Raw genomic sequence first — 26,533 nt, 5'->3', positions numbered from 1 at the left:
ATGCTGATTCCTGTGATTCTCTCCGGCGGTGCCGGTACTCGCTTGTGGCCGGTGTCCCGCGAGGGCCATCCCAAGCCGTTCATGACCCTGCCCGACGGTCAGTCGTTGCTGGGCAAAACCTATCGGCGAGCGGCCGGTCTGCTTGATGGCTGGGGCGATATCGTCACGGTGACCAACCGCGACTACTACTTCCAGAGCAAGGATCACTATCAGGAGGCGCAGCTCAGTCGCCATCGCGGGCACTTTCTGCTGGAGCCGACAGGCCGCAACACGGCCCCGGCCATCGCCGCCGCCGCCCTGTCACTGCAAGCCCTGCACGGCGATGACGCGATCATGGTGGTGATGCCCGCCGACCATTTGATCCTCAACGAAAACGCCTTGAAGTCTGCGGTCGAACACGCCGTGGCACTGGCCAAGGATGGTTTCCTGGTGACGTTCGGCGTGGTGCCGACGGCCCCGGAGACCGGTTTCGGCTACATCGAGACCGGCGCGGCACTGGACGAAAAAGGCGCCGCCAAAGTGCAGCGTTTCGTCGAAAAACCGGATCTGCAAACCGCCACCCATTACCTGGAAAGCGGCAAGTTCCTGTGGAACTCGGGGATGTTCTGTTTCTCCGTGACGACCGTGCTGGCCGAATTGCAGATCCATGCCCCCGAGCTGCTGGAGCAGACGCAAACCTGCATGGCGCAAAGCGCCCCCGTGGAAACGGCCGGGTGCCTGCAGCAGGAATTATCCCCGGCGTTGTTTGCCGAGATCACCGACATTTCCATCGACTACGCCTTGATGGAACGCTCTGACAAAGTGGTGGTGGTGCCCGCCGGTTTTGACTGGAGCGACATCGGCTCCTGGGGCGCGGTGGCCGCGCTGGTGCCGGCGGATGCGCAAAACAACCGCGCCAGCGGTGACGCGGTGTTCGTCGACAGCCACAACAACTTCGTCCAGAGCGAAGACCGGCTGGTAGCCGCGGTGGGTGTGGATAACTTGATCATCATCGACACCGCCGACGCGGTGCTAGTGGCCCACGCCGATCGCGCACAGGATGTGCGCCGGGTGGCCAAGCAGCTCAAGGACAAAAAACACGAGGCCTATCGCCTGCACCGCACGGTCAGCCGGCCCTGGGGCACCTACACCGTGCTCGAGGAAGGCCCGCGCTTCAAGATCAAGCGCATCGTGGTCAAGCCTGGCGCCAAGCTGTCGCTGCAAATGCACCACCACCGCAACGAACACTGGGTGGTCGTCGAAGGCATGGCCAAGGTCACCAACAACGGCGCCGGCACCCATCTGGTGGCCAAGAACGAATCAACCTTCATTGCCGCCGGTCACAAGCATCGCCTGGAAAACCCGGGCGTGATCGACCTGGTGATCATCGAAGTGCAAAGCGGCGAATACCTGGGAGAGGACGATATCGTTCGCTTCGAAGACCAATACGGCAGGACGGTTTGAATGCTGCTTTCCCTATACCGCACGCTGCGTAGTTATCGAGGGTTTATCTTCGGTAGCGTCCAGCGTGAGTTTCAGGCGCGTTATCGCAATTCGCTGTTTGGTGCTCTGTGGCCGGTGCTTAACCCCCTGTCGATGATCATCGTCTACACCGTGATTTTTTCCCACATCATGCGCGCGCGCCTGCCCGGCGTGGATGACAGCATGGCCTACAGCGTTTACCTCTGTGCCGGCCTGCTCGCCTGGGGACTCTTTGCGGAAATCACCCTGCGCAGCCAGAACATGTTTCTGGAAAACGCCAACCTGCTGAAGAAAATCAGCTTCCCACGGATCTGCCTGCCGGTGATTGTGCTGTTTAACGCGGGCATCAACTTCGCAATCATCATGGCCCTGTTCCTGGGCTTTCTGCTGATCACCGGACGTTGGCCGGGAATGGCGTTGTTCGCCTTGATACCGCTGATGGCGTTGCAAATGATGTTCTGTGCCGGGCTGGGAATGATACTCGGCGTGTTGAATGTCTTCTTCCGGGATGTCGGGCAACTCTTCGGCATCTGCCTGCAATTCTGGTTCTGGCTGACGCCCATTGTTTACCCGATGAGCATCCTGCCGGACTGGGTGCAGCGCCTGCTGCAACTCAACCCCCTGACCAACCTGATCGTCAGCTATCAAAACATGTTTCTTTATGGGCAATGGCCGGTCTGGAGTTCGCTGCTGCCGATTTTTGTCACGGGCTTTGTGTTCTGTCTGATCGGGCTGCGTCTGTTTCGCCAGCGCGTCGGTGAAATGGTGGATGAACTCTGATGGGGCATATTCGCGTCACCGGCCTGGGCAAGGCCTACAAGCAATACCCGACCCGCTGGAGCCGACTGGCCGAGTGGCTGATTCCGTTTTCGCCCCTGCGCCACCACCAGCACTGGGTGCTGCAAGACGTCGAATTCGAGATTGCCCCCGGTGAGGCGGTGGGCATCGTCGGGGTCAACGGCGCAGGCAAAAGCACCTTGCTGAAGATGATCACCGGCACCACCCAACCGACGTGCGGCAAGATCGAGCTCGAAGGCCGGGTGGCGGCCCTGCTGGAACTGGGCATGGGCTTTCACCCGGACTTTACCGGCCGACAGAATGCAATCATGGCCGGGCAATTGCTGGGCATGCAGGTCGATGACATCGAAGCGCTGATGCCACAGATCGAAAGTTTCGCGGAAATCGGCGAAGCCATCGACCATCCGGTGCGAACCTATTCCAGCGGCATGCAGATGCGCCTGGCGTTCAGCGTGGCCACCGCACAGCGTCCGGACATCCTGATCGTCGACGAAGCCCTCTCCGTGGGCGACGCCTACTTCCAGCACAAAAGCTTCGAACGCATCCGCAGCTTCCGCAAGGCCGGCACCACCCTGCTGATCGTTTCCCATGATCGCTCGGCCATCCAGTCGATTTGCGATTCGGCGATCCTGCTCAAAGACGGCCGCATGGCCATGTACGGCAAACCCGAAGCGGTCCTGGATTACTACAACGCCCTGATGGCCGAGCGTGAAGGCCAGGTGGTCCGTCAGGAAATGCTCGCCGGCGGCGAAGTCCAGACCGTTTCCGGCACCGGTGAAGCGGCCATCCTCAGTGTGCGGATGCTGGACGAGAATGAACGTTCCATCGACGCCGCCGAGGTCGGTCAGAGCGTGGTGCTGGAAGTCCAGGTCGAAGTCCGCCAGGACATCGAGCGATTGGTGCTCGGTTTCATCCTCAAGGACCGCCTGGGTCAAATGATGTATGGCATCAACACCCATCGCCAGGACAAGGCCCTGACCGATCTGCACGCCGGGGAGCGTTACACGTACCGTTTTTCCTTCGTCATGGGCCTGGGCAAGGGCAACTATTCCGTGTCCCTGAGCTTGTCGCGGCTGGACTCGCATCTGGATCGCAACTACGAATGGCGCGATTACGGGCTGGTGTTCCATGTGATCAACAACCGGCATGAAGACTTCGTCGGCTGCTCGTGGCTGGCGGCGCAAACCACCATTACCCGCTCCGACTCGATTGTTTCGGAGCGCACGCCATGACGCGCCTTCTGGTGGAATGCACCCACGTGTTCCTGCACCCCAAAGTCAATTCGGGCATTCAGCGGGTGGTGCGTAACGTCATCAATCAATTGCCGGCAAGCGTCGACGGTGTTGAGTGCATTCCAGTGGTGATGCTCAAGGGCAAACTCTATCGGGTGCTCAAACTCGGTGCGTTGAACATCCCGTTTTTTGATGGGCTGATGACATTCGGTGGGCGACTGGAGCGGCTGGCTCATCGTTTCTGGCAGTTGCATCAACGCTTGCACAATCGCAGTCACTCGCGAGTGGTCAAGCGCCTGCTGCACGTGGCCTACCGCCTCACGGCGATCACCTGCTTCAGCATTCCTTTGCGCCTGATCGACGCCATCAACCAATATCAACTGCCCAAACGGTGCTCGCCATTGCAGCATCAGCCGGGTGATCAACTGGTGTTGCTGGATTCTTCCTGGCACAGCGATTTCTTCCCGTTTGCCGAACAGCTCAAGCGTGAAGGCGTGGGCATCGTTTCGGTGATCTACGACCTCATCCCGCTGACTCACCCGCAGTTCTACGACACGCGGCTGGTGCAGATTTTCAACGAGTGGTTCAACTGGATCACCCAGACCGCCGACGGCTACGTGGCGATCTCCGCCACCGTGCGCGATCAGGTACGCGAGGAATTGCAGCGTCGGCTGGGTCCGGCCAAAGCCGATACGTTGTGGTTCGATTATTTTCACCTCGGCTCCGAACTGGACCTGAGCGAAGCCTGCGCCGCCGTCGAGCCGAGACTGACGCACGTGTTCAAAACACCGGAGCCGGTGTTTTTGATGGTCAGCACCATCGAGCCGCGTAAAAACCACGATTACCTGCTCGACGCGTTCGAACGTGCCTGGGCCTCAGGTTCGCACGCCCGGCTGTGCATCGCCGGGCGCATCGGCTGGAAGTGCGACGCCCTGCTCGCCCGCGTGCGCAACCACCCACAGCTGAACCAACGCCTGTTCATGTTCAACGACCTGAGCGACACCAGCCTCGAACACGCCTATTCCCACGCTAGCGCGCTGGTGTTTCCGTCGTGGGTTGAAGGCTTCGGCTTGCCACTGGTGGAAGCCATGCAGCGCGGTTTGCCGGCCATGGGCAGCGACATTCCGATCTTTCGCGAAATCGGTGGCGAGTTCATGGCGTACTTTGACCTCGCCGAACCGCAAAGCCTGGCGGACCTGGTCACCGGTTTCGAACGCTCCGGGAAATTCCCGGCCGCTCGCAGCGTGGCGGACTGGCAGTGGATCGGCTGGCGTGAAGCCAGTGCGCAACTGGCTGAACGCACCCTGCGCAATCTGGTAGACGCGCCGGTCGTGCAAGAGAGGCAACATGCGAATTGCCCTTAACGCCCGGATCCTTCAAGCCCCGCGCACCGGCATCGGCCATTACGTCGCCGAACTGGCGAACGCGCTTGCTGATGAGCCCGATGTCGAACTCGCACTGTTCCACGGTTGGGGCTGGAGCTCGGACTTGCCAGAAGCCGCCATGCCCGGCTATTCGCGACTGACGCCGTTGCTGCGACAAATTCCGGGGGCTTATCAAGCCCGGCGCTGGCTGGAGCAGAAACGCTTCGATCAAGGGCGCTCGAAAACCATCGACCTCTATCACGAACCGAGCCTGTGGCCGCTGTCGTTCGACGGCCCGACGGTCATCACCCTGCATGACCTGACGCACCTGCACTACCCCGACACGCAACCCCCCTCGCGCCTGCGGGAAATCGAGCGGCGCCTGGCCGACGGCGTGCAGCGAGCGAGTCTGATTCTTACCGACTCGCAGTACATTGCCGACGAAGCCCAGGCGTATTTCGCACTGCCGGCCGAGCGTTTTGTCGTCGCACCGCTGGGCGTGGCCGCACGTTTCCACCCACGGGAGCCTGAAGCCATTAACGCGGTGCTCAAGACTCACGGCGTCGAGGCGCGGGAATACTTCCTGTGTGTTGGCACCCTCGAGCCGCGCAAGAACCTGACGCTGGCCCTGCGCGCCCATGCCCTATTACCGGAAGCCGTGCGCCAGGGTTTTCCACTGCTGATCGCCGGCATGGCCGGTTGGCAAGGCGAACAATTCAGTGATGAATTGCGCGCCGCCCTGGCCACCGGGGATGTGTGCCTGCTCGGGTATCTGCCTGACGAACAGATCGCGCAATTGTTGGCCGGTGCCCGGGCACTTGTTTTTCCGTCGCTCTACGAAGGTTTTGGTCTACCGGTTCTTGAAGCCATGGCCAGCGGCACGCCGGTGATCCTCGCTCGACGTTCGGCCATGCCAGAGGTTGCGGGGGCTGCGGGCAATTACATTGAACCTGACGAACCGGAAGGCCTGCGTGATGCAATGACCCGTCTGATCGACGATCAAGCGTATTGGCAGGCTTGTCGGGAAGCCGGATTGCAACAGGCACGGCTGTTTACCTGGGAGCGCTGCGCCAGCATTACGGCCAGCGCCTACCGCCAGGCAATGGGAGGTTGAATGCGAGTACTCCATTTTTTCAAGACGTACCTGCCTGACTCGGTCGGCGGTATCGAGCAAGTCATCTTTCAATTGTGCGAAAGCGGTGCCCAGCACGGCGTTGAAAGCCAGGTGCTGACACTCAGTGCCGATCCGACCCCACCCGTGATGCAACTCGGACAACACGAAGTCCACCGGGCCAAACTCGACATTCAGTTTGCTTCCACGGGGTTTTCCTGGAGCGTCTTCAAACAGTTTCGCGAGTTGGCGGCCGAGGCTGACGTGGTCAATTACCACTTCCCATGGCCATTCATGGACCTGGTGCACTTCACCAGCAGCCTGAACAAGCCGAGCGTGGTGACGTACCACTCGGACATCATTCGCCAGAAGCACCTGCTCAAGTTTTACCGGCCATTGATGAACCGCTTCCTGGCCAATGCCGACCGGATCGTCGCCGCGTCGCCCAACTACTTCCACACCAGCGAGGTCCTGCAACAGTTTCAGCACAAGACCCGAGTGATCCCGTATGGTTTGAACAAGGCAGGTTATCCACAGCCCGACAGCGATCGCATGGTCCGGTGGCGGCAAACACTTGGGGATAAGTTTTTCCTGTTCGTTGGCGTGATGCGCTATTACAAGGGTTTGCACATCCTGCTCGACGCCTTGAAAGACCTGGATTATCCGATGGTGATTGTCGGCGCCGGCCCTCTGGAAACCGAGCTTCACGCCCAGGCTGCGGCTTTGGGCTTGCGCAACATTCACTTCCTCGGGCGTTTGGGGGAAGAAGACAAAGCAGCGTTACTGCAACTGAGCTACGCCATCGTCTTTCCGTCGCACCTACGCTCGGAAGCGTTCGGCATCTCGCTGCTCGAAGGCGCGATGTACGGCAAGCCGATGATCTCCAGTGAAATCGGCACTGGCACCAGCTACATCAACATCCACAACGAAACCGGGCTGGTGGTGCCACCGAGTAATCCACAGGCGTTCCGAGAAGCAATGCGCACGTTGTGGGAAGACCCGGTGCGTGCGGCAGCAATGGGCGTGAAGGCTGAGGCGCGTTATCGGCAGTTATTCACCGCCGATGAAATGGGCCGCAAGTGGACGGCGTTGTACGAAGAACTGCTGGAAGAGAAATCCCTGTCCTACGCCTGAAATCTGTAGGAGCGAGGCTTGCCCGCGAAGGCGGTGTGTCAGTCGACATCAATGTTGAATGACACGCCGCCTTCGCGGGCAAGCCTCGCTCCTACAGGGGTTTAGCGGTGTGGCGCGGGGTTTACGGCCACGTTGTCCAGCATCCGGTTCACCGCCAGCTCCGCCAGCATGACGATCTGCTGAATCGCCATCGCCGTGTGCCGGTGCGGTCCCTCCAGGTACCCCGCAAAATCACTCGCCATCACATTGGCCTGGGCCAAGGATTCACAGGTGTGGGCCAGCAGGTCTTCGTCTTTGATGTCCGGCGCGATCATGAACATCGTGCTGGGCTTGCGGGTCGCGGGGGATTTGAGGGCGGAGGGGTTGAGGTAGTGATCCAGCGCCCGCTCGGCGGCTTCGTTGAGCTTTTTGGAATCGATGGATTCGTAGGGGGAAACGTCGTCGGTTTCCGGGGGATTTGGTGTTTCTTTAATCATGGTGACACTCCGAATGAAGGGTTTTGCTGCCACTGATCGCTGCGACGCGATGTGAGGGAGGCAGCTGTACGCGGGGTCGCAGACCGAGCCATTCGGAAACTCGGCATACCCGAGGGTATCCCGCGCACAGCCGCCATCAAGCGGGCCGGCGATTATGCACCAAATGAACTGAACGGACTGCGACGCCCGATCGCTGATGTGCAGCGACCTCCAAAGCCTATCCCCCCGACTTCCGACACGACAACCGCTAGAACGTGTCGGAATCGTCCTCCCGAACACTCAAGCCTGTAGGACGTTCGCAGTATTTTTCAGGCCAACCCCGGCCCAATGTGGGAGCGAGCCTGCTCGCGAAGGCTGTTTAACATTCAACATTGAAGTTGGCTGATACACCGCTTTCGCGTGCAGGCCCGCTCCCACACGGGTTTTCTGTGTTAGCCCGAAGGGTCACAGGTCCAGCACCAACGGCTGCGACCCCTGCGCCGGCACCGCGCAACAAATCAGCACCTCTCCCGCATCGGGCACTTCCGCCGGAGGCTGTGGATAATTCACCGCGCCACTGATCAGACGCGTCTTGCAGGTCCCGCAGGAACCCCCACGGCAACTGAATTCCGGACGCAATCCGCGGCTTTCCGCCAACTCCAGCAAACTGCCGCCATCCGGCTGCCAGCGCGCTTCTTTGGCCGAGCGCTCGAACACAACGGGCACTGAAACCGTGGCGGCCGGTGGTTGTTCGATGACCACCGCATCCGGGTCTGGCGTGCGACGCAGTGTCGACGGGCCAAAGGTTTCGGCATGAATCCTCGAATCGCGAATGTCCAGTTCCCGCAGCGTGTCGTACAGCCCCTGGGTAAAACTGCCCGGGCCGCAGAGGACAAAGTCCACTTGGTCGTAGTCCTCCGCCTCAAGCATCGTCTTGAGCAAGTCGCCGTCAATCCGCCCGGTCAGGTCGAAATCCTCACCCTCGCGAGCCTCCGCCTCAGGCTGACTGAGCAACCGCCGCACGCGCACCGCGTCACCGAGGCCATCCAGCAAACGGTCCAGTTCCGGGCGGAACGGCTGATCGGCCAGGGTCCGCGAACTCTGGAAAAACCAGGTCGGACGAATACGCCGCGTGCGCAGGCCTTGATACACCACCTCGCGCACCATCGACAGCAGCGGCGTGATGCCGACGCCAGCCGCCAACAGCACCAGCGGCCGACGCTCATGGGGCGCCACGGTGAAATGCCCTTGGGGCGCGCGGGCTTCCAGCACATCGCCGACCCGGATCTGCTCATGCAGGTGCGACGACACCAGGCCTTCACGCTTCACGCTGATGCGGAAAAAATCATCGGACGGCGCGCTCGACAGGCTGTACGTGCGGATGTGCACATCGCCGGCAATATTGAAGCGCAGCGGCAAATGCTGCCCGGCCTGGAACACCGGCAACCCGGCGTCATCAGCGGGCTCCAGATAGATCGAACGGATGTTGTGGCTTTCCTGTTCGATGCGCGCCACCCGCAACGGCCGCCAGTGATCGCCCAAGGCCTTGGCTTGCAGGCGTGCATTTGCCTGCGCCCAGGTGCCTGTCAGCAAACTGGTGGGCGACACGCCGTCAAAGCGCCAGCGCAAGGCCAGCGCCGCAGGCCGGCGCACAACGCGCTCTACCTCAAAGGTCCAGAGCCGCTCGGCCCCCTGAAAAGCCTCGACCTGCGGGCCTTCGAGAATGACGTCCGCGCGGCCGCTGAGGTGCAGCAGATCGCCCGTATTGAAATCGATGAACAGCAAACCGGCTCGAGGATTGATCAGCAGGTTGCCCAAGGTGTTGAAGAACAGGTTGCCGGCGAAGTCCGGGATGGTCAGGCGATTACCTTCCACCTGTACGAAACCGGCCTGACCACCGCGATGAGAAACATCCACCGAACGTTGGCCGTCGACGTCCACATAACTGGCGACAAAGAAGGTATCGGCCCCGGCGATCATGGCTTGGGCCGCGTCATCCAGAGCGTTGAGATGCTGCGCGACACGGGTCGACCGGTCCGCCAGGGGCACCGAGCGAAACTGGCGCAATTGAATGTATTGCGGGCAATTGCCGAACGATTGTTCCACCGTCACCCCGAAGCCGCTCGAAGCCACAGCACCGACCCGGCCATTCATACGGTTGCGACGCCGGGTGTGCAACTCGATACCGAGCAGGCCGATCGCCGCGCCGTCTTGCAATTGCGCGGGGTCGTCGCTGCCGGGCAGGCTGTCGAACTGTAACAGCGCAGGCGCTGGAGAATGAGCAAAACCCGGCGGCCCTTCAAGAACACTGGCCCAAGGGTTGCCGTCAGCATCCACCGCGCCGTACAGCATGAACGGCAGTTGCTGATAGAACTGGCGGTGCTGATCGGGCATCTCGCCGCGAATCACCCTACGACCTAATGTGTCCATTCGCTCGGCTACACCTACGTGAGCCTGCAACTGTTTCTCGCCAGCGTGCCAAGGTGAACGGTCCATAACGGCTTCTCCCCTGCGCTTATCGCGCAACAAGAACGGCCCGACTGAATCGGGCCGTGAGCATCAGGCTGTTTTTTGCAGGCCGGCGACGGTGCGCGGCATGCCGACAAACCCTGGCAAGGCTTCGACGCGCGCCAGCCAGGCGCGGATGTTGGCGTAGTCGTCCAGCGACACATTGCCTTCCGGCGCATGGGCGATGTAGCTGTAGGCCGCGACGTCGGCGATGGTCGGCTCATTGCCGACAAGGTATGGGGTGGCGGCCAGTTCCTGATCGATCACTTTGAGCACGGTGTGGGCGTAAGCGATCACCTCTTCAGCGTTGTAAGGCGCACCAAACACGGTGATCAGCCTTGCTCTTGCCGGGCCAAAGGCAATCGGCCCGGCGGCGACCGATAACCAGCGCTGCACCTTGGCCGCACCGACGGGATCGGTGGGCAGCCAACGACCGTTGCCATATTTCTGCGCCAGATAGACCAAGATCGCGTTGGAGTCGGCCAGCACCACGCCTTGATCATCAATCACCGGGACCTGACCAAAGCGATTGAGCGCCAGGTAATCCGGCTGCTTGTGTGCGCCCTTGGCCAGATCGACAAAGATCAGTTCAGTTGGCAGTTGCAGCAGGGACAGCATCAGCTCCACACGATGAGCATGGCCAGAGCGTGGGAAGTTGTAGAGTTTGATGGCTTGCATGGTCGACTCCGCTGGGTGGAGGCGCCAATTGGAAAGTGTCGGCGCCGATGGGTTGTCATCTTCCACCTGCTACCGAAACAACAGAATAACCAGCAAACGCAATCCATTATTTCAACTAGAGCAATAATGCCTCGTTCTTCAAAGCGGGATGCTCGCGCAGGGCATTCACCGTGAAGTCGACAAAACTGCGTACTCGCGCTGGCGCCTTGCGCCCGCCCTGATAAATCACATGAATCGGCAACGGCGCCAGTTCGAATTCGGCCAGGACGATTTGCAACTCACCCGCCGCGACTTTTCTCGCGACTTGATAAGACAACACACGGGTGAATCCCAGACCCAGGCAGGCGGCCGTGATGGCAGCCTGATTGGCGGTGACCACCAGCCGAGCCTCCGTGCGCACCGTCAGCGGATCGCCATTTTCAAGGAATGGCCAGTTACGTAACTGGCCCGTGGCCGATGTCGCAATGATCGGCGCCTGCACCAGATCCTGCGGATGAGAAGGCCGGCCATGCGCTGCGATCAGCGCTGGCGAACCACAAATCACCCGCCGCACTTCGCCGACACGAATCGCATGCTGATTACTGTCAGGCAAATCGCCGATGCGCACCGCCACATCGATTCCCTCTTCGACAACACTGACCACACGATCAAGCAACAGCGCATTGATACTGACCTCAGGAAACTGCGCCAGATAATCAACCATCACTGGCGTGACAAATAACTCTCCAAACAATACCGGCGCGGTAATCGTCAATTGCCCACGGGGTTGTGCGTGACTGCCCGCCGCCGAATCCTCCGCTTCCTGCACCTCGGTGAGAATCCTCCGACAGTCCTCCAGATAACGCTGCCCCGCCTCGCTCAAATGCACGCTGCGGGTGGTACGGGTGAGCAACTGCGTGCCAATGCGCGTCTCCAGCGCCGCCACCGCCCGTGTGACACTGGCCGCCGACATCCCCAACCGACGCGCCGCCGCAGAGAAGCCCTGGTCCTGGGCGACGGCGGCGAAGACCTGCATTTCCTGGAATCTGTCCATGGGGCAATGTCCTTCATTCGGATAAAAAAAATCGCAACCATAGGCTGCGATTTTTAGTGTTGGTTACCAACAACATAGTTTGACACAGCCCCTCTCGTAAATCGGGGCCTGTAGGATGATCCGGGATCCACACGACAGCAACATAGACTGACACAGACGGGTCGCACTTCAAATACGGGGCTCGATTGGTAACAACATAGATTGACACAACAGCGAGAGCGTTCATTCAGGCCGAAATATTATGTGAGCGCGACCGGTCACTCACCTGTGCGGAAATAGTCTTTTTTCAGCACAGGCTCAGTGCGATGTCTAAATCCGTGTGCAACCTTCGACCAGTCCCCATCAGCACATAAACTGTGTTTTTTGTTCGAAATAAGCAGTCATGGGTGAAGGAAACACCCAGCGTTGTTCGGACCCAATCACCAGGCGGGAAGCGGCCTTTACTGTCTTGGATAACGGTCAAAGCGTAAACGAGAGCAGGAATTAGCTGTCTATCCGTAATGGCTTTTCGCTGACGTGTTGGAATGTCGAGATCCAATATTGCCCAATCAGCAACAAGACAATAGGCATGGGAAGGAAAATGCAGACTGGCGAGGGCCACAGCATCTGAGGTGGTGAGTTGGCACCCATCTATTTTCTCACCCGCAGAAAGCACTGAGACAAAATCTGCCAGATTCATCTGTACCTCCGGCCGATCAAAAAAACGATTCGAACGAGAAGCATCAATCAGCTTAGCTCCCATCGACACACGAGGTTCCGATGCCGAAGACTGGGCCATTTCACAGCTGGTCCGTCTTCTCCCCTCATCCCACTGAACGGGATGATTTCTATCTAGCTGTCACCGGATAAAGTGGGTTTTCGCCAGTACCCAGCTATGCCATTGCCGTGCGTGAACCCTACCTAGCGGTAGGTGCCGATGTGGGTGAAACCTAGTGCTTCATGGATGCCCGTGCATGTCGTATTCGGCAAGGCGACGCCGGTATAGGCGCATGAAATCCATGTTACTCAAGGAGCGGTAGAAGCCGTTTGGCTGCGGCTGAATCAAAATGACATGCCCTCAGACACTTGAATCAGCATTTCTTCGACTAGATGTGTGCCAAAGGTTGTAGTGACCATCGCCGATGGGCTTTCTCCCAAAAAACGGGCTTTGGGTTTGGAAAGCCATTGTTTGGCCTTCCCTTTGTCACCGAAGATCACCTCGGCCATGGCGGTAATATGTGCAAACCGGAACAGGCGATCGCTCTCATGCAACGTTAAAAGCTGATTGGCTGACAGTTTTGTTTTGAGCGTTTTGGGTTGAATGATTCTGTCGCGTTCTTCGTCGCTGAGGGTTCCATCATCACAAAGCATTTTGATCAGGCTGACCGAGAAGCCAGCTACTATCATGTCGTGAATGTCCAGATCCGAAGCATTGACAGAGATATGAAGAAGCGTCTCCAGACGCATGCGGTAAGCATGATAGACATCCTGACGCAGGACGCCAGCAAACATGGGCCGCACTGATGTTGCGTTGCACACGGGCGTCAGGACTAATGTGCCATTCACTACCGTTAGCTCCAGGTCGTCCCCAACACCTAACCTCATTTGGTCAAGCAACTCTTGAGGCAGATCAATGATGATGTCGCCAGTACCGTCCTCAGTTTTCTGGCATTTTACTATCCAGCGCTCAGTTTCACTCATGATCGTCCGGCCCTCATCCGCCATCAGAGAATGACACACATCATTATGCTTGGGCCCAGAGCTGACCAAAGGAACGCGCAATCCGCTGGTAGACAGGCACTGCCGCTGCTCGAACGCCGGATAGCGAGTGAAACAGCAAAAAATGGGGCAATGGCTATACCTGCCTTTCCACCTTCACATGGCTAAGAGCCTGAGCGTGATCAGGTAACTACACGAAAGGATATGACATGCACCCTGATGAGCTTTATGTTTCCGTCGACGTCGAGACTTCTGGGCCTATACCAGGCGAATACAGTCTGCTTTCCATTGGAGCCTGTCTTGTAGCCCAACCTGTAACGTCCATCTATCTTGAACTACGACCTGACAGTCCAAAACACGACCCGGAAGCACTGGCAGTATCGGGGCTGAGTCTGGAGAAGCTGGAGCGCGAGGGCCTCGCTCCGCAACAGGCGATGCTGACATTTGATCAATGGCTGAAATCGTCCTGCCAACCGGGGCAAAAGGTCATTTTCGTAGGACTCAATGCACCGTTTGACTGGTCATTCGTCAATTACTACTTCCACAAATACCTGGAAACCAACCCCTTTGGTTTTACCGCTATCGACATGAAGGCCTACTTTATGGGCGCTGTAGGTTGCAGCTGGCAGGAAACAAAATCATCCAAAATGACCGCTGCGCTGAAGCCACTCAGCGAACCGAACCATAACGCATTGGATGATGCCCGCTTTCAGGCAGAGCTCTTCGCACTAATGCTAGCGGGTAAAGGTAAACGCTGACCTACCTTCCACCGCACTGACTCGAAGCTCATCTGATACAGGTTGCCTCAACATATCTGCCGTCCCTGAACGACCACGCCTTGATACCTTCTGGTTTTTCGGACTTGCCGACAATAACGGCTATTGGGTGCGGCAGATCCTGCGTGTAACGTGCAGCAAATTTGGAGAAACTTCCGATGTCTGCCGGAGAGATCACCGGAACGGATTGGGGATGCGTATGCCAATAGCCCACCAGACGTAACCCTTGTTCGTTGGCAGCCTGGATTTCCTGACGGCACCGCTCCGCATCCAACTCTAGCCAAGACCAGCCTGACCGATCGGCGCGATGAGGCAACGTGGCCAAGGCCAGCAGCAACCCTTTCGGATCAACCGGGTTGACAAATAACTGTCCCCCTCGCTCCACGCCAAAAAGGCCCTGCCGATGACTATCCAAGATGTCCGCGACAGCTTGGGACACCAATAGCTCGGAATTCACCTCCGGCCATCGCCAGCGCCATGCGATATCCGTCATACCGTTTCGTCCTTATCTTCCGGCCATCCGCGCTCGAGTAAGATTTGCTGCGCTCCCTCTGGCAGTTTGGGACCATGGTATTGGCCTCCTAGGCTCAGAACATCTTCAGGCCTGTAGATACTGCTGACCCAAGATGCAGTGGCGATGTTGCCGGTCAATGCGCGTAAGGCCGTGTGCGACACCATAGAGGCGATATTGGTCATTCCCAGCGAGCCGCCTGGGATAAAGCTCTCGCCACACGCGGGCAGTGGAACAACACCGCCTCCCGGCCACTCTGTAAATCTATGCAGAAAATCGCCGACGTCCGTGAACAACTGACGGCCATCAAAGGTGCCGGCTGGTGCGAATAGCGCATGGCCTACCTGGGTATACGGTTCGCTCCAGGCTTGTAAAAGCCCCCAAGGAGCGCCGCTTGATTTGGCTCGCCATACAGTGACCTCCGACTGCCAGTCTGCTGTCGTGATCACCACCAGATCTGCGTTATCAAACACTTCTGGTTTGCTGCTCATCACCACTTCGGCAAAAGTCGCATAAGCGGTGCATTCTGTCGTCGGAAGATCTAACAGAATCTTGTCCCTCAACGCGGAGGCTTTCAGTCTACCTAGGCTATCCGCTCCCAGAACGTGCCTCCCCAGATTGGCTGACACCAAAGTGTCAGGATCGATGAGGGTAAGGTGGCCGACACCGGATCGTGCCAATTGTATTGCCACCGCACTGCCTAACGAGCCAACGCCAACACAAACGACTCGAGCATTTTCAAGGTGCTGTGCAGTACCGCTTATATCGCGGGACAGAATGGACGCTCGATCAAGCACGTCCAGGGCAGTTGCTCGGACGAGCGCCGGAGGATGTGCATTTGCGATAGCTGGCCGACGGCGCGCTGTACGCAAGCCAAACTTTGCCCCCCGCTCCTGCTGTACGCCGAGCGAGCGCACATTGAGGCAATATGTTGGAGCATCTGCCCCTCCTGGAAGCTCCAGAACAATCCATCGACTCGCCAACGTTCCATGCAGCTCAAACCATGCCAGCAATTGCTCGGCATCGTCTGGTTGAAGGTGTGGCGTGAGCCACAGCAATAAATCTTCCGGATCCGGGGTGCGGATATCCGGATAAGTCTGAAGCTTGACGTAAAAACCGGGAGTTTCGGCCGCGCGAATGACAGCGGAGCGCCCGACAACCCGTCGGTAATGCCCTTTGAGTGCAGCTACGTTCGATGCTAACCAAACCGTTTCCTGACCGGATGGCATAACCCGGCGCGGATCGCTGAGAGCAAACAACTGCGAGGCGGCCTGAGGGCGATCCAACAGTAAGAGGTTCTGGAATGACTGACCGTGCTGAAAAGACCAGTAGGTAGTGATCTCATTCTGAAATTCGATATCGCGCGTTGCCTGGTTTGATCCCATCTTGGACAACGAAACGATCTGGGCCAAGCGAGCAAGGCTGTCCTCTACCACGACCTCCGGGGAGCCCATAATGGGGCGCTCCTGAAAGCCATGAAGGCAAAGCCCCGACTTGGTGGCATGCGGCCAAACCAGCCATGGAGAGGGTTCGACGTTCAGCCGCAAGAGTCCACGGGGAAAGTTGGAGGGGAAACCTATACGCAGTCGGCGCTCCTGCCCCGTGTAATCGGTGGGCAAGGGGAAGTGAAAGCACGCCGCTTCGTCAGCCCGCGTGGGTGCGGGCTGGAGCAATGCATCGGCAGCATCCTGACCTAGGGTGTTTCGCAGTGCGGCGATTCCGCGCTGCAATGGCGTCTTAATAGGATCAGCCAAGGCGTCCAACTGGCTTTACGCTCGACTGAGAGGTTCCGCCACCGCTGGCCCCTCCGAAGAGCGAACCCATCGAAGCAGAGTTTCGAGTAGTGCCATCCGGTCGGCCGGGCATCGTCCAGTTCGCAGGGATCTCATTGTTCACTGCCGTAATGAATGCCGGTGCAATACCGAAATTCTTTTTCACTGCCTCGGCAAAGGAATCGTTGGATTCAAAACTTTCCAAACCCAATGAAACAGATGCACTGGCGTCCGCATGCCATTTGGCAAATGCTTGGCGATAGCCTTGCCCCTCGCCCGGTCGATTCCACTTCTCTGCAAAGTTTTCGCCGTTATCGGCAGGATTGTAGACATAGCAGTCGCTACCTCTCTGCGCGATGTGCTGCGGCATCCTGCGAACGATTTCCAAAATTGCATCGAGCGGAGCCAGAGGCTTCGACTGCGACTCCTTTACGACATCCAGGTATGCGTGCGTGGCCAGGGTGGTGATGACCGCAGATATTGGGCGAGTATCAGCGCTCCTTGTCTTGATGGCCCATTCATCGCGATGCCGCTTGAGCAGCTTAATGGTCGCACGCAGGGGATCTTGATCGATGTAATCCTGATAATGCGGTAAAGGATCTTGTGTCGCGGCATCAAGCATCCGCTGGCTTTTGGCAACTACCAAGCTTTCCAGAGAGATTTCTTGGGCAGAAGCAACCTGCAACCAATTCGAGTAAGGGATAGGGCTGCTTGCTTTCCACCCTGTGACCCGATCCGGAACCTCCAGCTTACCTTCGCCGTTTGCTTCGCCATTTCCGTTGATCGCGCGGGCAGGCGTGACATCGATGTGGAAACCTGGATTTTCGTCGGCATAAACGATCCGGATGCCACGACGTAATTGCTTAACTTCTTCTTGAACGCGGGAGCCTTCCCTAAAACGCTGCTCAATCGCTTCTAGAACTTCCTTTGCACCAGCGCCCTGAGCGTGAGGAAGCCAAATAATCGCGTCCGCATCAATGGTGTCCAGATCCGCAGGCGCGCCGGGGATTGGCTTGATGGTCGTCTTCAGCCGCATCGAGCCTTGAACGAAAATATGGGCCTCAGCGAGCAGCGGGTTGTCGGAAGCCGAGAGGATTTTTTCCAGTTGGGAGTAGCGGTCATTGATTTTTTCGTACTGCGCTTCCGACAGCGAGATTTCCCGCGCGGCGCGAAGCAGAAAATATTCCCAACTGCTGCGCTTGGTCTGTTCGTTGCTCAAAAGCATTACATAGCCTCCTGGGCCACTGGACCCAATTGCAGTGTTTGCGTAAACCGATCTTGGTTTTCTTTGTCCCGATCGAAGATCAGGTATGTATGTTGATGCTGTGTTGTGAGCAACGCGCCAAACTCGATGGCTAATGCCGCAGGAATGGCGGCGAAGACGTGGATAGGGTCAGGAGTCAGAGCCTCAAGCTGGCTCAGTCGTATTTGAAGTGCGTCGCGAAAGGCATGAATCACCCGACGGTTCTGTACCATCGCGTAGCTTGGTTCTGGGATCGACAGCTCTGCAATACGTGCACCGGGTAGAGCGTCGGTCACGTCGCGAACTGGAACTTGCGCAGAAATGGAGAGCACCAACGCCAGTGGGCCATCGCCGTTGGGTGGAGGCGTAAACAGAAAACTAGGCGGCTCAGCAGACTGATCGGGCCAGCGCAAAAGATGCTCGCGGTGAAAAGAGAAGATCAAGCGTTTGGAACGGTCGCCGATACTCTGGCCCAACATCATCAAGGCCAGAATGTCGGCCAAGCCGACTACTGCTAGCGCGGGCGAATCGCCATAAGTGCCGCCGCGACGCTTGAGTTGCTGCTCCAGCTCATACTGGACGCTGTCTTTGACGTTCTGCCAATAGGTAGTGTCCCTGCCACGTGGTCCGGGTGCAGCGAAGGCGATTTTGATGCCTTGATCGAAGGCGGTTAATCCCTCGGCGGACATCGCAGTCAACAGATCGCGAACGGGGATATCGTTGATCGTCTGAAAATGCTGACTCTGGACGATGAGAGGAATAGCTCTGCCACCATCGGGGGTCGTTGCGGCGAGTCGGATGCGTTCCAGGTACGCTTGGTGTAAACCACTCAAATCATTTTCAGGATACCCATCTGCGTCACGATCAATTTTGTCATGACAACCTGGGCACAGGAGCATCAGATTAGCGGTATCGTTTGTGTGCGCCTCAGCATCATGATCCGCGCGTCCCCGAGGGCCTTTGGGACTGGCGGGCAGGATATGCGCCACTTCGCCCCATTTCATTGGCTTGCCGGCACGATAATCGAACGTCAGATCCGTGCCGCACAGTTCACAATGACCAGCGGTCTGTGTCCATACGATCCGCTTCGTCTCATCATTTGTGTTGAAGCGCCCGCTTGCGGGCTTAGCGTCTTCTTGTTCTGCCATTCCGACCTACCCCCGAGAAACATCCATGATTGAAAACGATGATGGCAAGATAAGATCATATTAGGGTCATTTGCCTCGATTTCAAGAGAGATCTAAGGGTGACGAATGCTGAGTCGGCTATAAGCAGGATGCTGTTTGTGGCTCATCGAAACGGAGTGTTCGCAGCGTTCGTTTTTCTGGCAAGTGCTGGTGGGTAATGGCACTGACCACAGCGTATGTATCGAAATTAGCGAGTTTATGCAAAAGACATAAACTTGCTAATTTCGATACATACCGCGCGTAGGACTGATGAGAACGGGCTGTGCAGCTCAAACGAGGCTGCAAGCGCAGCCCCTTTTGTATGCATTTTTACGCGTCAGTGCTTGCCAGGCTCAACGGACAAGTGTCGACGACGCATGAGGTGATAGGCCGCCGGGATCACAAACAGCGATAGCAAGGGCGCCGTAACCATACCTCCAATCATCGGGGCGGCAATGCGGCTCATCACCTCGCTGCCGGTACCGCTTCCCAAAAGTATTGGTAACAAACCAGCGATAACCACCGCAACGGTCATGGCCTTGGGTCGAACGCGCTGCACAGCGCCTTCACGAATCGCCGCAACCAGACCGCGCTCAGTGCGGTCGCCGACGTCTTCACGCTCGGCCCAGGCATTTTTCAGGTAGAGCAGCATGATCACGCCAAATTCGGCAGAAACGCCGGCCAGGGCGATGAAGCCGACCCCGGTGGCAACCGACAGGTTGAATCCCAACAGATAGAGAAACCATGCCCCGCCAGACAGTGCGAATGGCAAAGTGGCCATAATCAGCAGGGCCTCGTCAAAGCGTGCAAATGTCAGGTAAAGCAGCACGAAGATGATCAACAGCGTGGCAGGCACCACCAGTTTGAGTCGTGCGTTGGCCCTTTCGAGAAATTCGAACTGTCCTGAGTAACTCAGGCTCATGCCGGGCTGCAACTTGACCTGCTCGCTGACGACCCGGCGTAGATCGGCGACTACCGAGGCAATGTCCCGGCCACGCACGTCGATGTATACCCAACCAGAGGGCCGTGCATTCTCGCTCTTGAGCATCGGCGGGCCGTCGCTGACCTTGACCTTCGCCACCGTGCCGAGGGTGATCTGGCTCCCTAGCGGGGTGTAGATCGGCAATTGCTCCAAGGCACCGAGCGAGTCACGCCACTCCCGTGGATAACGCACGTTGATCGGGAAGCGTGCGAGCCCTTCAATGGTCTCGCCGACATTTTCACCGCCGATAGCGCCGGCCACGATGGACTGCACATCGTCGATATTCAGCCCGTAGCGGGCGGCGGCTTTGCGGTCGATATCCACATCGATATAGCGACCACCCGTCAGTCGCTCGGCCAGCGCAGAACTGACGCCGGGCACATCCTTGGCCACCCGCTCGACCGCCTGGGTAGCGGCATCAATCTCGGTCAGGTTGGTGCCGGCAACTTTCACCCCAATAGGACTCTTGATCCCCGTGGCCAGCATGTCGATTCGGTTGCGTATCGGTGGTATCCAGATATTGGTCAGCCCAGGAACTCGCACCACTCGATCCAGCTCTTCCACCAGTTTTTCCTGAGTCATACCTGGGCGCCATTGCTCCTGTGGCTTGAACTGGATGGTGGTTTCGAACATCTCCAACGGCGCCGGGTCGGTGGCAGTTTCAGCACGACCGGCTTTACCAAAGACATGTTCGACCTCCGGCACGGTCTTGATCAGGCGGTCGGTCTGTTGCAGCAGTTGCGCCGCTTTCTGCGCCGACAATCCCGGCAGAGCCGAAGGCATATAGAGCAGGTCGCCCTCGTCCAAAGGCGGAAGAAACTCGCCACCCAAGCGCGACATTGGCCATAGTGCGCTGATAAAAACCAGCAACGCGACCAGCAGCGTGATCTTCGGTCGTCGTAAGACTGCATCCAGAGCCGGCTGGTAGATCCGGATCAGCCACCGGTTCAACGGGTTCTGTTGTTCACTGGGAATTCGTCCCCGAATCCAGTAGCCCATCAACACCGGCACCAAGGTCACTGACAATCCCGCCGCTGCGGCCATGGCGTAGGTCTTGGTGAAAGCCAGCGGGCCGAATAGCCGCCCCTCTTGCGCTTGCAGGGTGAACACCGGAATGAACGATAGGGTAATGATCAACAAACAGAAGAACAGTGCTGGTCCAACTTCAGCCGCCGCTTCGGTCATCACGTGCCAATGACGTTCACCCTTCAGTTCCTCCCCCGGATTGGCCACGTGCCAGGCCTCAACCTTCTTGTGCGCGTTTTCAATCATCACCACGGCAGCGTCGACCATGGCACCGATGGCGATGGCAATTCCGCCTAGGGACATGATGTTGGCGTTGATCCCTTGATAGCGCATCACGATGAAGGCGATCAGCACCCCCACCGGCAGGGAGATGATTGCCACCAGAGATGAACGCAGGTGCCAGAGGAAGATGCCACACACCAACGCGACGACGATGAACTCTTCGAGCAGTTTGTGGCTGAGATTTTCCACCGCGCGGTCGATTAGTTTGCTGCGGTCGTAGGTGGTGACGATTTCCACCCCCGCCGGCAAGCTGCTTTTCAGTTCGTCGAGTTTGGCTTTGACCGCCGCAATGGTCTCCCGAGCATTCTTGCCGCTGCGCAAAATCACCACGCCACCGACGGTCTCGCCTTCACCGTCGAGTTCAGTAATGCCACGCCGCATTTCCGGTCCCAACTGAATGGTGGCGACATCGCCAAGGGTCACCGGCACACCGCCCGATCCCAGCTTGAGTGGGATCGCCCGAAAATCATTGAGCGTTTTCAAGTAGCCGGAAGCCCGCACAATGAACTCGGTCTCTGCCATCTCCAGGACGGCACCACCGGTTTCCTGATTGGCCTTGCCGATCGCGTCGGCCACCTCGGCCTGCGTGATACCGAAGCTGGCCAGTTTGAGCGGATCAAGCTGCACCTGGTACTGCTTGACCATGCCACCCACGGTGGCCACCTCGGCAACGTTGGGCAGAGTCTTGAGTTCGAACTTGAGGAACCAGTCCTGAAGTGCACGAAGTTGCGCCAGATCGTGTCCGCCATTGCGATCTACCAGCGCGTACTGGAAAATCCAGCCCACTCCTGTCGCATCCGGCCCCAACGCCGGTTTGGCGCTGGCCGGCAAGCGACTTTGTATTTGGCTCAGGTACTCCAACACCCGCGAGCGGGCCCAATACAAGTCAGTACCGTCTTCGAACAGCACATAGACAAAGCTGTCACCAAAGAAGGAGTAGCCGCGCACGGTCTTGGCGCCAGGCACCGAAAGCATGGTGGTGGCCAACGGATAGGTCACCTGGTTCTCGACGATCTGCGGTGCCTGTCCCGGATACGGGGTGCGGATGATCACCTGAACATCGGAGAGATCCGGCAGCGCATCGATGGGCGTGCTCTGCACCGACCAAATGCCCCAAGCCGTGACGAACAGTGTCGCCAGTAGCACCAGGAATCGGTTGGCCACTGACCAACGAATCAGGGCAGCAATCATAGCTGGCCCCCTGATTTCCCTAGACGCTCAACACGCAAGCCATCGTCGGTTTGACTCACTGCAATCCGGACCTTGTCGCCCGTTTTGAGGCCCTGCATCAGCGCCGGATTGGCGAGCGGGAACGTCATCGTCATGCCAGGCATGCCCAGCGTTTTGAAGGGGCCATGGGCGAGTGTGACTTCTTTGTCGTTGATCTCAACGATCTGCCCATCCGCCTCATGAAAACTGGAGGCTGCTGCGCTGGGTGGTGACTGTTCCTCTGAGTTTGCAACGATACCCTTGAGACTGGCCTCCGAGTCGAGCAGGAACTGGCCAGAGGTAACCACCTTCTGGCCCTCTTCCAGACCTTTCAAGATCGCCGTCTTGCCATCGTTTTCCTGCCCGATCAACACTTCAACAGGACGATAGCGGCCAGCGTCTTCAGCGAGCATCACCAGGGCACGTCGACCGGTGCGAATGACGGCCTCGCTCGGCACCCACAACACACTTTGCTCCGTTGAACGATTGAGGCTCACTCGTGCGGTCATACCCGGCCTGAGACGGCCTTCTGGGTTAGGTAACTCGACGCGGACGCGAAGGGTGCGGCTATCCGGATTGGTTTCCGGAAGAATCGCGCTGACGACGCCCTTGAGCACAACCCCAGGGAACGCGGGCAAACGCGCCTCTGCCGCTTGCCCCATGAGGATCGATCCAGATTCAGTCTCCGGAACGGCCAGGGCCAGCCAGACGCTACTCAAACCATTAACGCGTGCCAGTGTCTCGCCGGCGGCCACCGTCATACCCTCGCGCACATTGAGCTCTTGCAGCACACCACTAATAGGGCTGGTGAGGGTCAGGTTTGGTTGGACTTTGCCACTGCGCTCTACTTGAGCAATTGATGCCGCCGGCATCCCGGTGAGCCGCAAGCGCTGGCGAGCCGCTGCCAGCAAGCCCGCATCGCCACTGCGCTTGAGTGCGAGAAACTCCTCCTGAGCCGCAGCCCACTCAGGTACAAGGATATCCGCCATGGCGGCATTGGCTTTGATCACGTCGCCAGGAGCATGGGCATACACGCGCTCGACGAAACCCGCCGTACGGGCTTGAATGACGGCGACGTCCCGCTCGTTGAAAGCCAACACACCGACAACCTCCAGACTCGAAGCAAACACACCTCGACTGACGGTAGCCAGTCGCACACCGAGATTCTGAGTCAGGCTTGGATCAATGCGAACGGATGCGCTGTCCCCTTTGATGTCGGCGTACTGAGGGACCAACTGCATGTCCATGAAGGGCGACTTACCCGGCTTATCGAACTTTTGCTGCGGGGACATAGGGTCGTACCAATACAGTACTTTGCGTTCGTCCAGAGAGGGGAGGCTCTGCTCTGGGGCTGCACCAGGTACTTCGCTCATGCCCTGCTGAGCGAACCAGTAACCACCGGCAACACCCAATACCAGCGAGAGGCCTACCAGCAATGCCCCGTTCCACTTTCTAAGGTTCATTGGCTGGACTCCCCGTAGGCGAAATACAGGCGCGCGCTGGTCAGCGCTCGCTGCTCTTCCACATCAATCTGCTTGAGACGGGCTTCGATGAGCTCGCGGCGGGCGGCGACAACGGAGCTCAAATCGCCTTTGCCGGACCGATAGCTGGCCATGCTGAGCTCGACCTTTTCCTTGGCCAAGGGCAATAGGCTGTCCTGGGTTCGATGCACGGCACGATTCAGGCGTTCATAGTCGGCCAGCTCGTCCTCCAGTTGCTGGGTATGCTCGCGTGACAGCGCTTCGCGCTCAGCCTCAAGCTGGTTGAGTTCAGCGTGTTTGGCCGCAATCTTGGGGTTTTGCCGAGAATCAGGAAACAGTGGTAGATCCCAGGAAAGTTGCACGCTGACCATGTCGCCGAACTGTCGACCACGATGCTGATAGTCGACTTCCCAGCTCCAATCCGACTGTTTTTCCGCCTCGGCTTCACGGACCTTGGCTTGCGCTTCGCGGGTCATAGGCTCAAACGCTGCCAATTCTGGGTGATGTTGCAGCTTATGAGAGTAGCCAGAGGCTTCGACAGGCCATTCAGGCAAGCTGCCCACAGGTTTGTCGTTGGCGGCCGGGCCAATCCAGCGCTTCAGAGCCGCTCGGGCCTGCGCTCTCTGGCGAATCAGATCGTCCTGCTGCTCTTCCAGTTGTGCCGCTTCCTGTTTGGGCGTTACTGCATCAGCAGGTTGAGCGCGGCCGCCGGCAATTTGTGCACGGACGGTATCGGCCAGCAGACGGTTTTCTTTGTAGAAATCCTGGAACAGCGCGTCTTTACGCTCAACGGAGAAGCTGTTGATCCAGGCCAGCGCCGTGGCCTGACGAACCTTTAGACGTTCGACCCGGCGCTCAGCTGCGGCGCGGTTAATGGCTGCATCAGCGACCTCGATGCGGGCTTTGCGCTTGGCACTGTTGGGCATCTCCTGACTGACTCCGACCATTTGCATAGTCATGAAGTCCTGATCGATGCTCCAGCGATCCGGACCGCCAATGGGGTAGTTCTGTACGCCTAGCAGCAACTTGGGATCGGGTAGTTCACCAGCGGGGATGGCCGCACTACTGGCAGCCTGAATTTTCGCGTCTTGTGCAGTCAGCGACGGCGCATTGTTTTCAGCCAGCTGCAAAGCTTCATCGAGTGTCAATGCGGCAGCGAGACTCGGCAATGCCAGTACGCTTGCCGCCAGGCCGGCCACGAGGGACCACCCTGTGCAATAGCACTTGGAGTTCATGTTCACGATTCCTGTGATGATCCACTGCGCGCTTCATCAGACATGCACGCAGATATGCCATCCCGCTAACGCGGAATGAGGCTGAGTGTGGTACAGGAATCAAGTGCGGGGCGGTCGCCATACCCCTGACGGGGTTTGTACTGGATGGGAATCTAGGGAGAAGGACAGTACGAGGGGGCTGGATAAGGTGATAGGAGGCTTGATGATGGAGACTTGCAGCATGCCACCAGTCTTGCACTCCTGGCCTGGCTTACAGGGTTTGCCGTGCTCGGTGGGACTTTTCATGTCATGGCAGCAGTCTTGACCCATGCCGTCCATCATCGCCATGCCCATGGTTTTCATGGGGCAGGGCTCAGTCGGCGCCTGAACACCCGCCATCCCGCTGAGGGGGAGCGCCAGGCTAATCAGGAAAATCAGGCAAAACCGTAGGTAGCGTTTCATGGGCTGGAGTGTAGCCGGTGGAAATGGCCCTTACAATTCACCTTCTAGACTCCTTAGTCGGCTGTCACCAACCTCTATTCCGCGCTCATTTCCATTTCCGGACTTAAAGTGCCTAACCATGCGACAAGACAAATTATGACGACTGCCATTAAAAACTCGAGTGTCATGCTGCGGCGCAAGGCATTGACTGCGGCAGAGTATTCTCCATTTCGAACTGACCGCTCCAATACCGGACTTAGGTGAAAGCGGTTCAGCGTGGCTAAAACGATCATCCCAGCAAAGAGCAATATTTTCAAAAACAGCAGCTGGCCATAAGTACTGAGCATCACTTCATCGAGGTGTGGGCCAACGATAAACAGGTAATTTACTACGCCCGTAACGCTTATGATCGCAACAATCACTCCGCCGGCCGACTCAAAACCAGTCAGTACCCGTGCAAGAATTTGAGCTTCTTGTTCGCCCTTTAGCGATTTCAACCGCAGCAGTAGAGCGAATGCCAATAGAGCGCCCAACCAGCCACCTGCGGCTAATAGGTGGAAAATGTCGGTGATGAAATGCCAGTAGCGTCGACTGCCCTCATCCATGGCGCCGTGCCCTGTCCATGCCAACGTCGCCAACGCAATCGCTCCGCATACAGTGACGATCCAGAGACTGGGTGTTGGAAATCGCTTGTTCAACGCGACGCCAATAATTGCCATCACCAAGGCAGCTATTCGGACCATCCAGGTCAACCCGACGTCAGTCCCCATAAGGACCATTTCAAAAATATGACGATGTAGCTCCATAAGCTCCGACACACCGCTCATTGCTTTCGCAAGCAACAACATCGCGGCAAGGGACAGAGCTACACCTGCAACGGAAGTACCGTAAAGAAGCGACTCAAAATTCAAGACCGTGCCCGATACTCTTTCCTTTCCCCTGAGGCTGTACAAGCCGA

At 58.0% G+C, this 26,533-nt stretch carries 22 protein-coding genes; 7 read left to right on the top strand and 15 right to left on the bottom strand.

What is annotated here, in order from left to right; translation table 11 throughout:
• The 6 genes from FHL16_RS13720 to FHL16_RS13695 are packed head-to-tail and all read left to right on the top strand — an operon-like array spanning position 1 to position 7,100.
• Positions 1 to 1,443 (top strand): mannose-1-phosphate guanylyltransferase/mannose-6-phosphate isomerase, encoded by a 1,443-nt coding sequence (locus FHL16_RS13720; protein ID WP_077748510.1) that lies wholly within the window; start codon positions 1 to 3, stop codon positions 1,441 to 1,443.
• Entirely contained in the window at positions 1,444 to 2,241 is a 798-nt protein-coding gene (locus FHL16_RS13715) for an ABC transporter permease (protein WP_077748509.1), read from the top strand. It begins immediately after the preceding gene.
• Positions 2,241 to 3,491: an ABC transporter ATP-binding protein gene (locus FHL16_RS13710; RefSeq protein ID WP_010465439.1), complete on the top strand. Its 1,251-nt coding sequence runs from the start codon at positions 2,241 to 2,243 to the stop codon at positions 3,489 to 3,491. Before FHL16_RS13715 ends, FHL16_RS13710 begins: the two co-directional genes overlap by 1 nt.
• Positions 3,488 to 4,855 carry a glycosyltransferase family 4 protein gene (locus FHL16_RS13705; protein WP_077748508.1) on the top strand — a complete coding sequence of 456 codons (1,368 nt, stop codon included), beginning with the start codon at positions 3,488 to 3,490 and terminating at the stop codon, positions 4,853 to 4,855. Before FHL16_RS13710 ends, FHL16_RS13705 begins: the two co-directional genes overlap by 4 nt.
• Positions 4,839 to 5,969: a glycosyltransferase family 4 protein gene (locus FHL16_RS13700; RefSeq protein ID WP_077748507.1), complete on the top strand. Its 1,131-nt coding sequence runs from the start codon at positions 4,839 to 4,841 to the stop codon at positions 5,967 to 5,969. The genes FHL16_RS13705 and FHL16_RS13700 overlap by 17 nt, the downstream gene beginning before the upstream one ends.
• Entirely contained in the window at positions 5,970 to 7,100 is a 1,131-nt protein-coding gene (locus FHL16_RS13695; RefSeq protein ID WP_077748506.1) for a glycosyltransferase family 4 protein, read from the top strand.
• Positions 7,101 to 7,201: 101 nt separating this feature from the next.
• Here the strand turns inward: FHL16_RS13695 and FHL16_RS13690 are convergent, their stop codons facing one another.
• From FHL16_RS13690 to FHL16_RS13665, 6 genes are all read right to left on the bottom strand, one after another.
• On the bottom strand, positions 7,202 to 7,576 hold the full coding sequence (locus tag FHL16_RS13690; RefSeq protein ID WP_077748505.1) for a DUF6124 family protein: 375 nt from the start codon (positions 7,574 to 7,576) through the stop codon (positions 7,202 to 7,204).
• A 444-nt stretch (positions 7,577 to 8,020) separates the two neighbouring features.
• Positions 8,021 to 10,051: a 2Fe-2S iron-sulfur cluster-binding protein gene (locus tag FHL16_RS13685; RefSeq protein WP_077748504.1), complete on the bottom strand. Its 2,031-nt coding sequence runs from the start codon at positions 10,049 to 10,051 to the stop codon at positions 8,021 to 8,023.
• Between the two features lie 63 nt (positions 10,052 to 10,114).
• Positions 10,115 to 10,741, bottom strand: coding sequence for a glutathione S-transferase family protein (locus FHL16_RS13680; RefSeq protein WP_077748503.1), 627 nt, complete (start codon positions 10,739 to 10,741; stop codon positions 10,115 to 10,117).
• A gap of 115 nt (positions 10,742 to 10,856) precedes the next feature.
• Positions 10,857 to 11,774 carry a LysR family transcriptional regulator gene (locus tag FHL16_RS13675; protein ID WP_010465452.1) on the bottom strand — a complete coding sequence of 306 codons (918 nt, stop codon included), beginning with the start codon at positions 11,772 to 11,774 and terminating at the stop codon, positions 10,857 to 10,859.
• 286 nt (positions 11,775 to 12,060) lie between these two features.
• Positions 12,061 to 12,453 carry a DUF6957 family protein gene (locus FHL16_RS13670; protein ID WP_074059250.1) on the bottom strand — a complete coding sequence of 131 codons (393 nt, stop codon included), beginning with the start codon at positions 12,451 to 12,453 and terminating at the stop codon, positions 12,061 to 12,063.
• Between the two features lie 362 nt (positions 12,454 to 12,815).
• Complete coding sequence (locus tag FHL16_RS13665; RefSeq protein ID WP_228758830.1) at positions 12,816 to 13,454, bottom strand: antitoxin Xre/MbcA/ParS toxin-binding domain-containing protein; 639 nt, start codon at positions 13,452 to 13,454, stop codon at positions 12,816 to 12,818.
• Positions 13,455 to 13,681: 227 nt separating this feature from the next.
• Here FHL16_RS13665 and FHL16_RS13660 point away from each other — a divergent pair, with 227 nt between their 5' ends.
• Positions 13,682 to 14,230, top strand: coding sequence for a 3'-5' exonuclease (locus FHL16_RS13660; RefSeq protein ID WP_017341626.1), 549 nt, complete (start codon positions 13,682 to 13,684; stop codon positions 14,228 to 14,230).
• Positions 14,231 to 14,258: 28 nt separating this feature from the next.
• On the opposite strand, the gene FHL16_RS13655 is transcribed toward FHL16_RS13660, so the two are convergent.
• The 9 genes from FHL16_RS13655 to copD form a co-directional block, all read right to left on the bottom strand.
• A complete protein-coding gene (locus FHL16_RS13655; protein WP_017341627.1) occupies positions 14,259 to 14,741 on the bottom strand; it encodes a Mov34/MPN/PAD-1 family protein in 483 nt (160 codons plus the stop codon).
• Positions 14,738 to 16,522, bottom strand: a complete 1,785-nt coding sequence (locus FHL16_RS13650; protein ID WP_031319187.1) for a HesA/MoeB/ThiF family protein — start codon at positions 16,520 to 16,522, stop codon at positions 14,738 to 14,740. The genes FHL16_RS13655 and FHL16_RS13650 overlap by 4 nt, the downstream gene beginning before the upstream one ends.
• Positions 16,506 to 17,756 carry a nucleotidyltransferase domain-containing protein gene (locus FHL16_RS13645; protein ID WP_019821279.1) on the bottom strand — a complete coding sequence of 417 codons (1,251 nt, stop codon included), beginning with the start codon at positions 17,754 to 17,756 and terminating at the stop codon, positions 16,506 to 16,508. Before FHL16_RS13645 ends, FHL16_RS13650 begins: the two co-directional genes overlap by 17 nt.
• Positions 17,756 to 18,922, bottom strand: coding sequence for an SAVED domain-containing protein (locus tag FHL16_RS13640; protein WP_077748502.1), 1,167 nt, complete (start codon positions 18,920 to 18,922; stop codon positions 17,756 to 17,758). The genes FHL16_RS13645 and FHL16_RS13640 overlap by 1 nt, the downstream gene beginning before the upstream one ends.
• A 355-nt stretch (positions 18,923 to 19,277) precedes the next feature.
• Positions 19,278 to 22,421 (bottom strand): efflux RND transporter permease subunit, encoded by a 3,144-nt coding sequence (locus FHL16_RS13635; RefSeq protein ID WP_019821281.1) that lies wholly within the window; start codon positions 22,419 to 22,421, stop codon positions 19,278 to 19,280.
• Positions 22,418 to 23,902, bottom strand: a complete 1,485-nt coding sequence (locus tag FHL16_RS13630) for an efflux RND transporter periplasmic adaptor subunit (RefSeq protein WP_019821283.1) — start codon at positions 23,900 to 23,902, stop codon at positions 22,418 to 22,420. The genes FHL16_RS13635 and FHL16_RS13630 overlap by 4 nt, the downstream gene beginning before the upstream one ends.
• Entirely contained in the window at positions 23,899 to 25,155 is a 1,257-nt protein-coding gene (locus FHL16_RS13625; RefSeq protein WP_019821285.1) for a TolC family protein, read from the bottom strand. The genes FHL16_RS13630 and FHL16_RS13625 overlap by 4 nt, the downstream gene beginning before the upstream one ends.
• A gap of 99 nt (positions 25,156 to 25,254) precedes the next feature.
• Positions 25,255 to 25,596 (bottom strand): hypothetical protein, encoded by a 342-nt coding sequence (locus FHL16_RS34415; protein WP_019821287.1) that lies wholly within the window; start codon positions 25,594 to 25,596, stop codon positions 25,255 to 25,257.
• Positions 25,597 to 25,670: 74 nt separating this feature from the next.
• Positions 25,671 to 26,533: copper homeostasis membrane protein CopD (gene copD, locus FHL16_RS13615; RefSeq protein ID WP_077748501.1), on the bottom strand; the 863-nt coding region annotated here is incomplete at its 5' end.

It is taken from the genome of Pseudomonas sp. FSL W5-0299 (assembly GCF_005930655.1).
Taxonomy (GTDB): Bacteria; Pseudomonadota; Gammaproteobacteria; order Pseudomonadales; family Pseudomonadaceae; genus Aquipseudomonas; species Aquipseudomonas mandelii.
Note: the sequence above shows the minus strand (reverse complement) of the source record. Positions and strands in the feature narration are given on the sequence as shown.

Excerpts from the sequence above, each read along its gene's own strand:
- FHL16_RS13720 (WP_077748510.1), top strand. The coding sequence starts at position 1 with ATGCTGATTCCTGTGATTCTCTCCGGCGGTGCCGGTACTCGCTTGTGG.
- FHL16_RS13715 (WP_077748509.1), top strand. The coding sequence starts at position 1,444 with ATGCTGCTTTCCCTATACCGCACGCTGCGTAGTTATCGAGGGTTTATC.
- FHL16_RS13710 (WP_010465439.1), top strand. The coding sequence starts at position 2,241 with ATGGGGCATATTCGCGTCACCGGCCTGGGCAAGGCCTACAAGCAATAC.
- FHL16_RS13705 (WP_077748508.1), top strand. The coding sequence starts at position 3,488 with ATGACGCGCCTTCTGGTGGAATGCACCCACGTGTTCCTGCACCCCAAA.
- FHL16_RS13700 (WP_077748507.1), top strand. The coding sequence starts at position 4,839 with ATGCGAATTGCCCTTAACGCCCGGATCCTTCAAGCCCCGCGCACCGGC.
- FHL16_RS13695 (WP_077748506.1), top strand. The coding sequence starts at position 5,970 with ATGCGAGTACTCCATTTTTTCAAGACGTACCTGCCTGACTCGGTCGGC.
- FHL16_RS13690 (WP_077748505.1), bottom strand. The coding sequence starts at position 7,576 with ATGATTAAAGAAACACCAAATCCCCCGGAAACCGACGACGTTTCCCCC.
- FHL16_RS13685 (WP_077748504.1), bottom strand. The coding sequence starts at position 10,051 with ATGGACCGTTCACCTTGGCACGCTGGCGAGAAACAGTTGCAGGCTCAC.
- FHL16_RS13680 (WP_077748503.1), bottom strand. The coding sequence starts at position 10,741 with ATGCAAGCCATCAAACTCTACAACTTCCCACGCTCTGGCCATGCTCAT.
- FHL16_RS13675 (WP_010465452.1), bottom strand. The coding sequence starts at position 11,774 with ATGGACAGATTCCAGGAAATGCAGGTCTTCGCCGCCGTCGCCCAGGAC.
- FHL16_RS13670 (WP_074059250.1), bottom strand. The coding sequence starts at position 12,453 with ATGAATCTGGCAGATTTTGTCTCAGTGCTTTCTGCGGGTGAGAAAATA.
- FHL16_RS13665 (WP_228758830.1), bottom strand. The coding sequence starts at position 13,454 with ATGAGTGAAACTGAGCGCTGGATAGTAAAATGCCAGAAAACTGAGGAC.
- FHL16_RS13660 (WP_017341626.1), top strand. The coding sequence starts at position 13,682 with ATGCACCCTGATGAGCTTTATGTTTCCGTCGACGTCGAGACTTCTGGG.
- FHL16_RS13655 (WP_017341627.1), bottom strand. The coding sequence starts at position 14,741 with ATGACGGATATCGCATGGCGCTGGCGATGGCCGGAGGTGAATTCCGAG.
- FHL16_RS13645 (WP_019821279.1), bottom strand. The coding sequence starts at position 17,756 with ATGCTTTTGAGCAACGAACAGACCAAGCGCAGCAGTTGGGAATATTTT.
- FHL16_RS13640 (WP_077748502.1), bottom strand. The coding sequence starts at position 18,922 with ATGGCAGAACAAGAAGACGCTAAGCCCGCAAGCGGGCGCTTCAACACA.
- FHL16_RS13635 (WP_019821281.1), bottom strand. The coding sequence starts at position 22,421 with ATGATTGCTGCCCTGATTCGTTGGTCAGTGGCCAACCGATTCCTGGTG.
- FHL16_RS13630 (WP_019821283.1), bottom strand. The coding sequence starts at position 23,902 with ATGAACCTTAGAAAGTGGAACGGGGCATTGCTGGTAGGCCTCTCGCTG.
- FHL16_RS13625 (WP_019821285.1), bottom strand. The coding sequence starts at position 25,155 with ATGAACTCCAAGTGCTATTGCACAGGGTGGTCCCTCGTGGCCGGCCTG.
- FHL16_RS34415 (WP_019821287.1), bottom strand. The coding sequence starts at position 25,596 with ATGAAACGCTACCTACGGTTTTGCCTGATTTTCCTGATTAGCCTGGCG.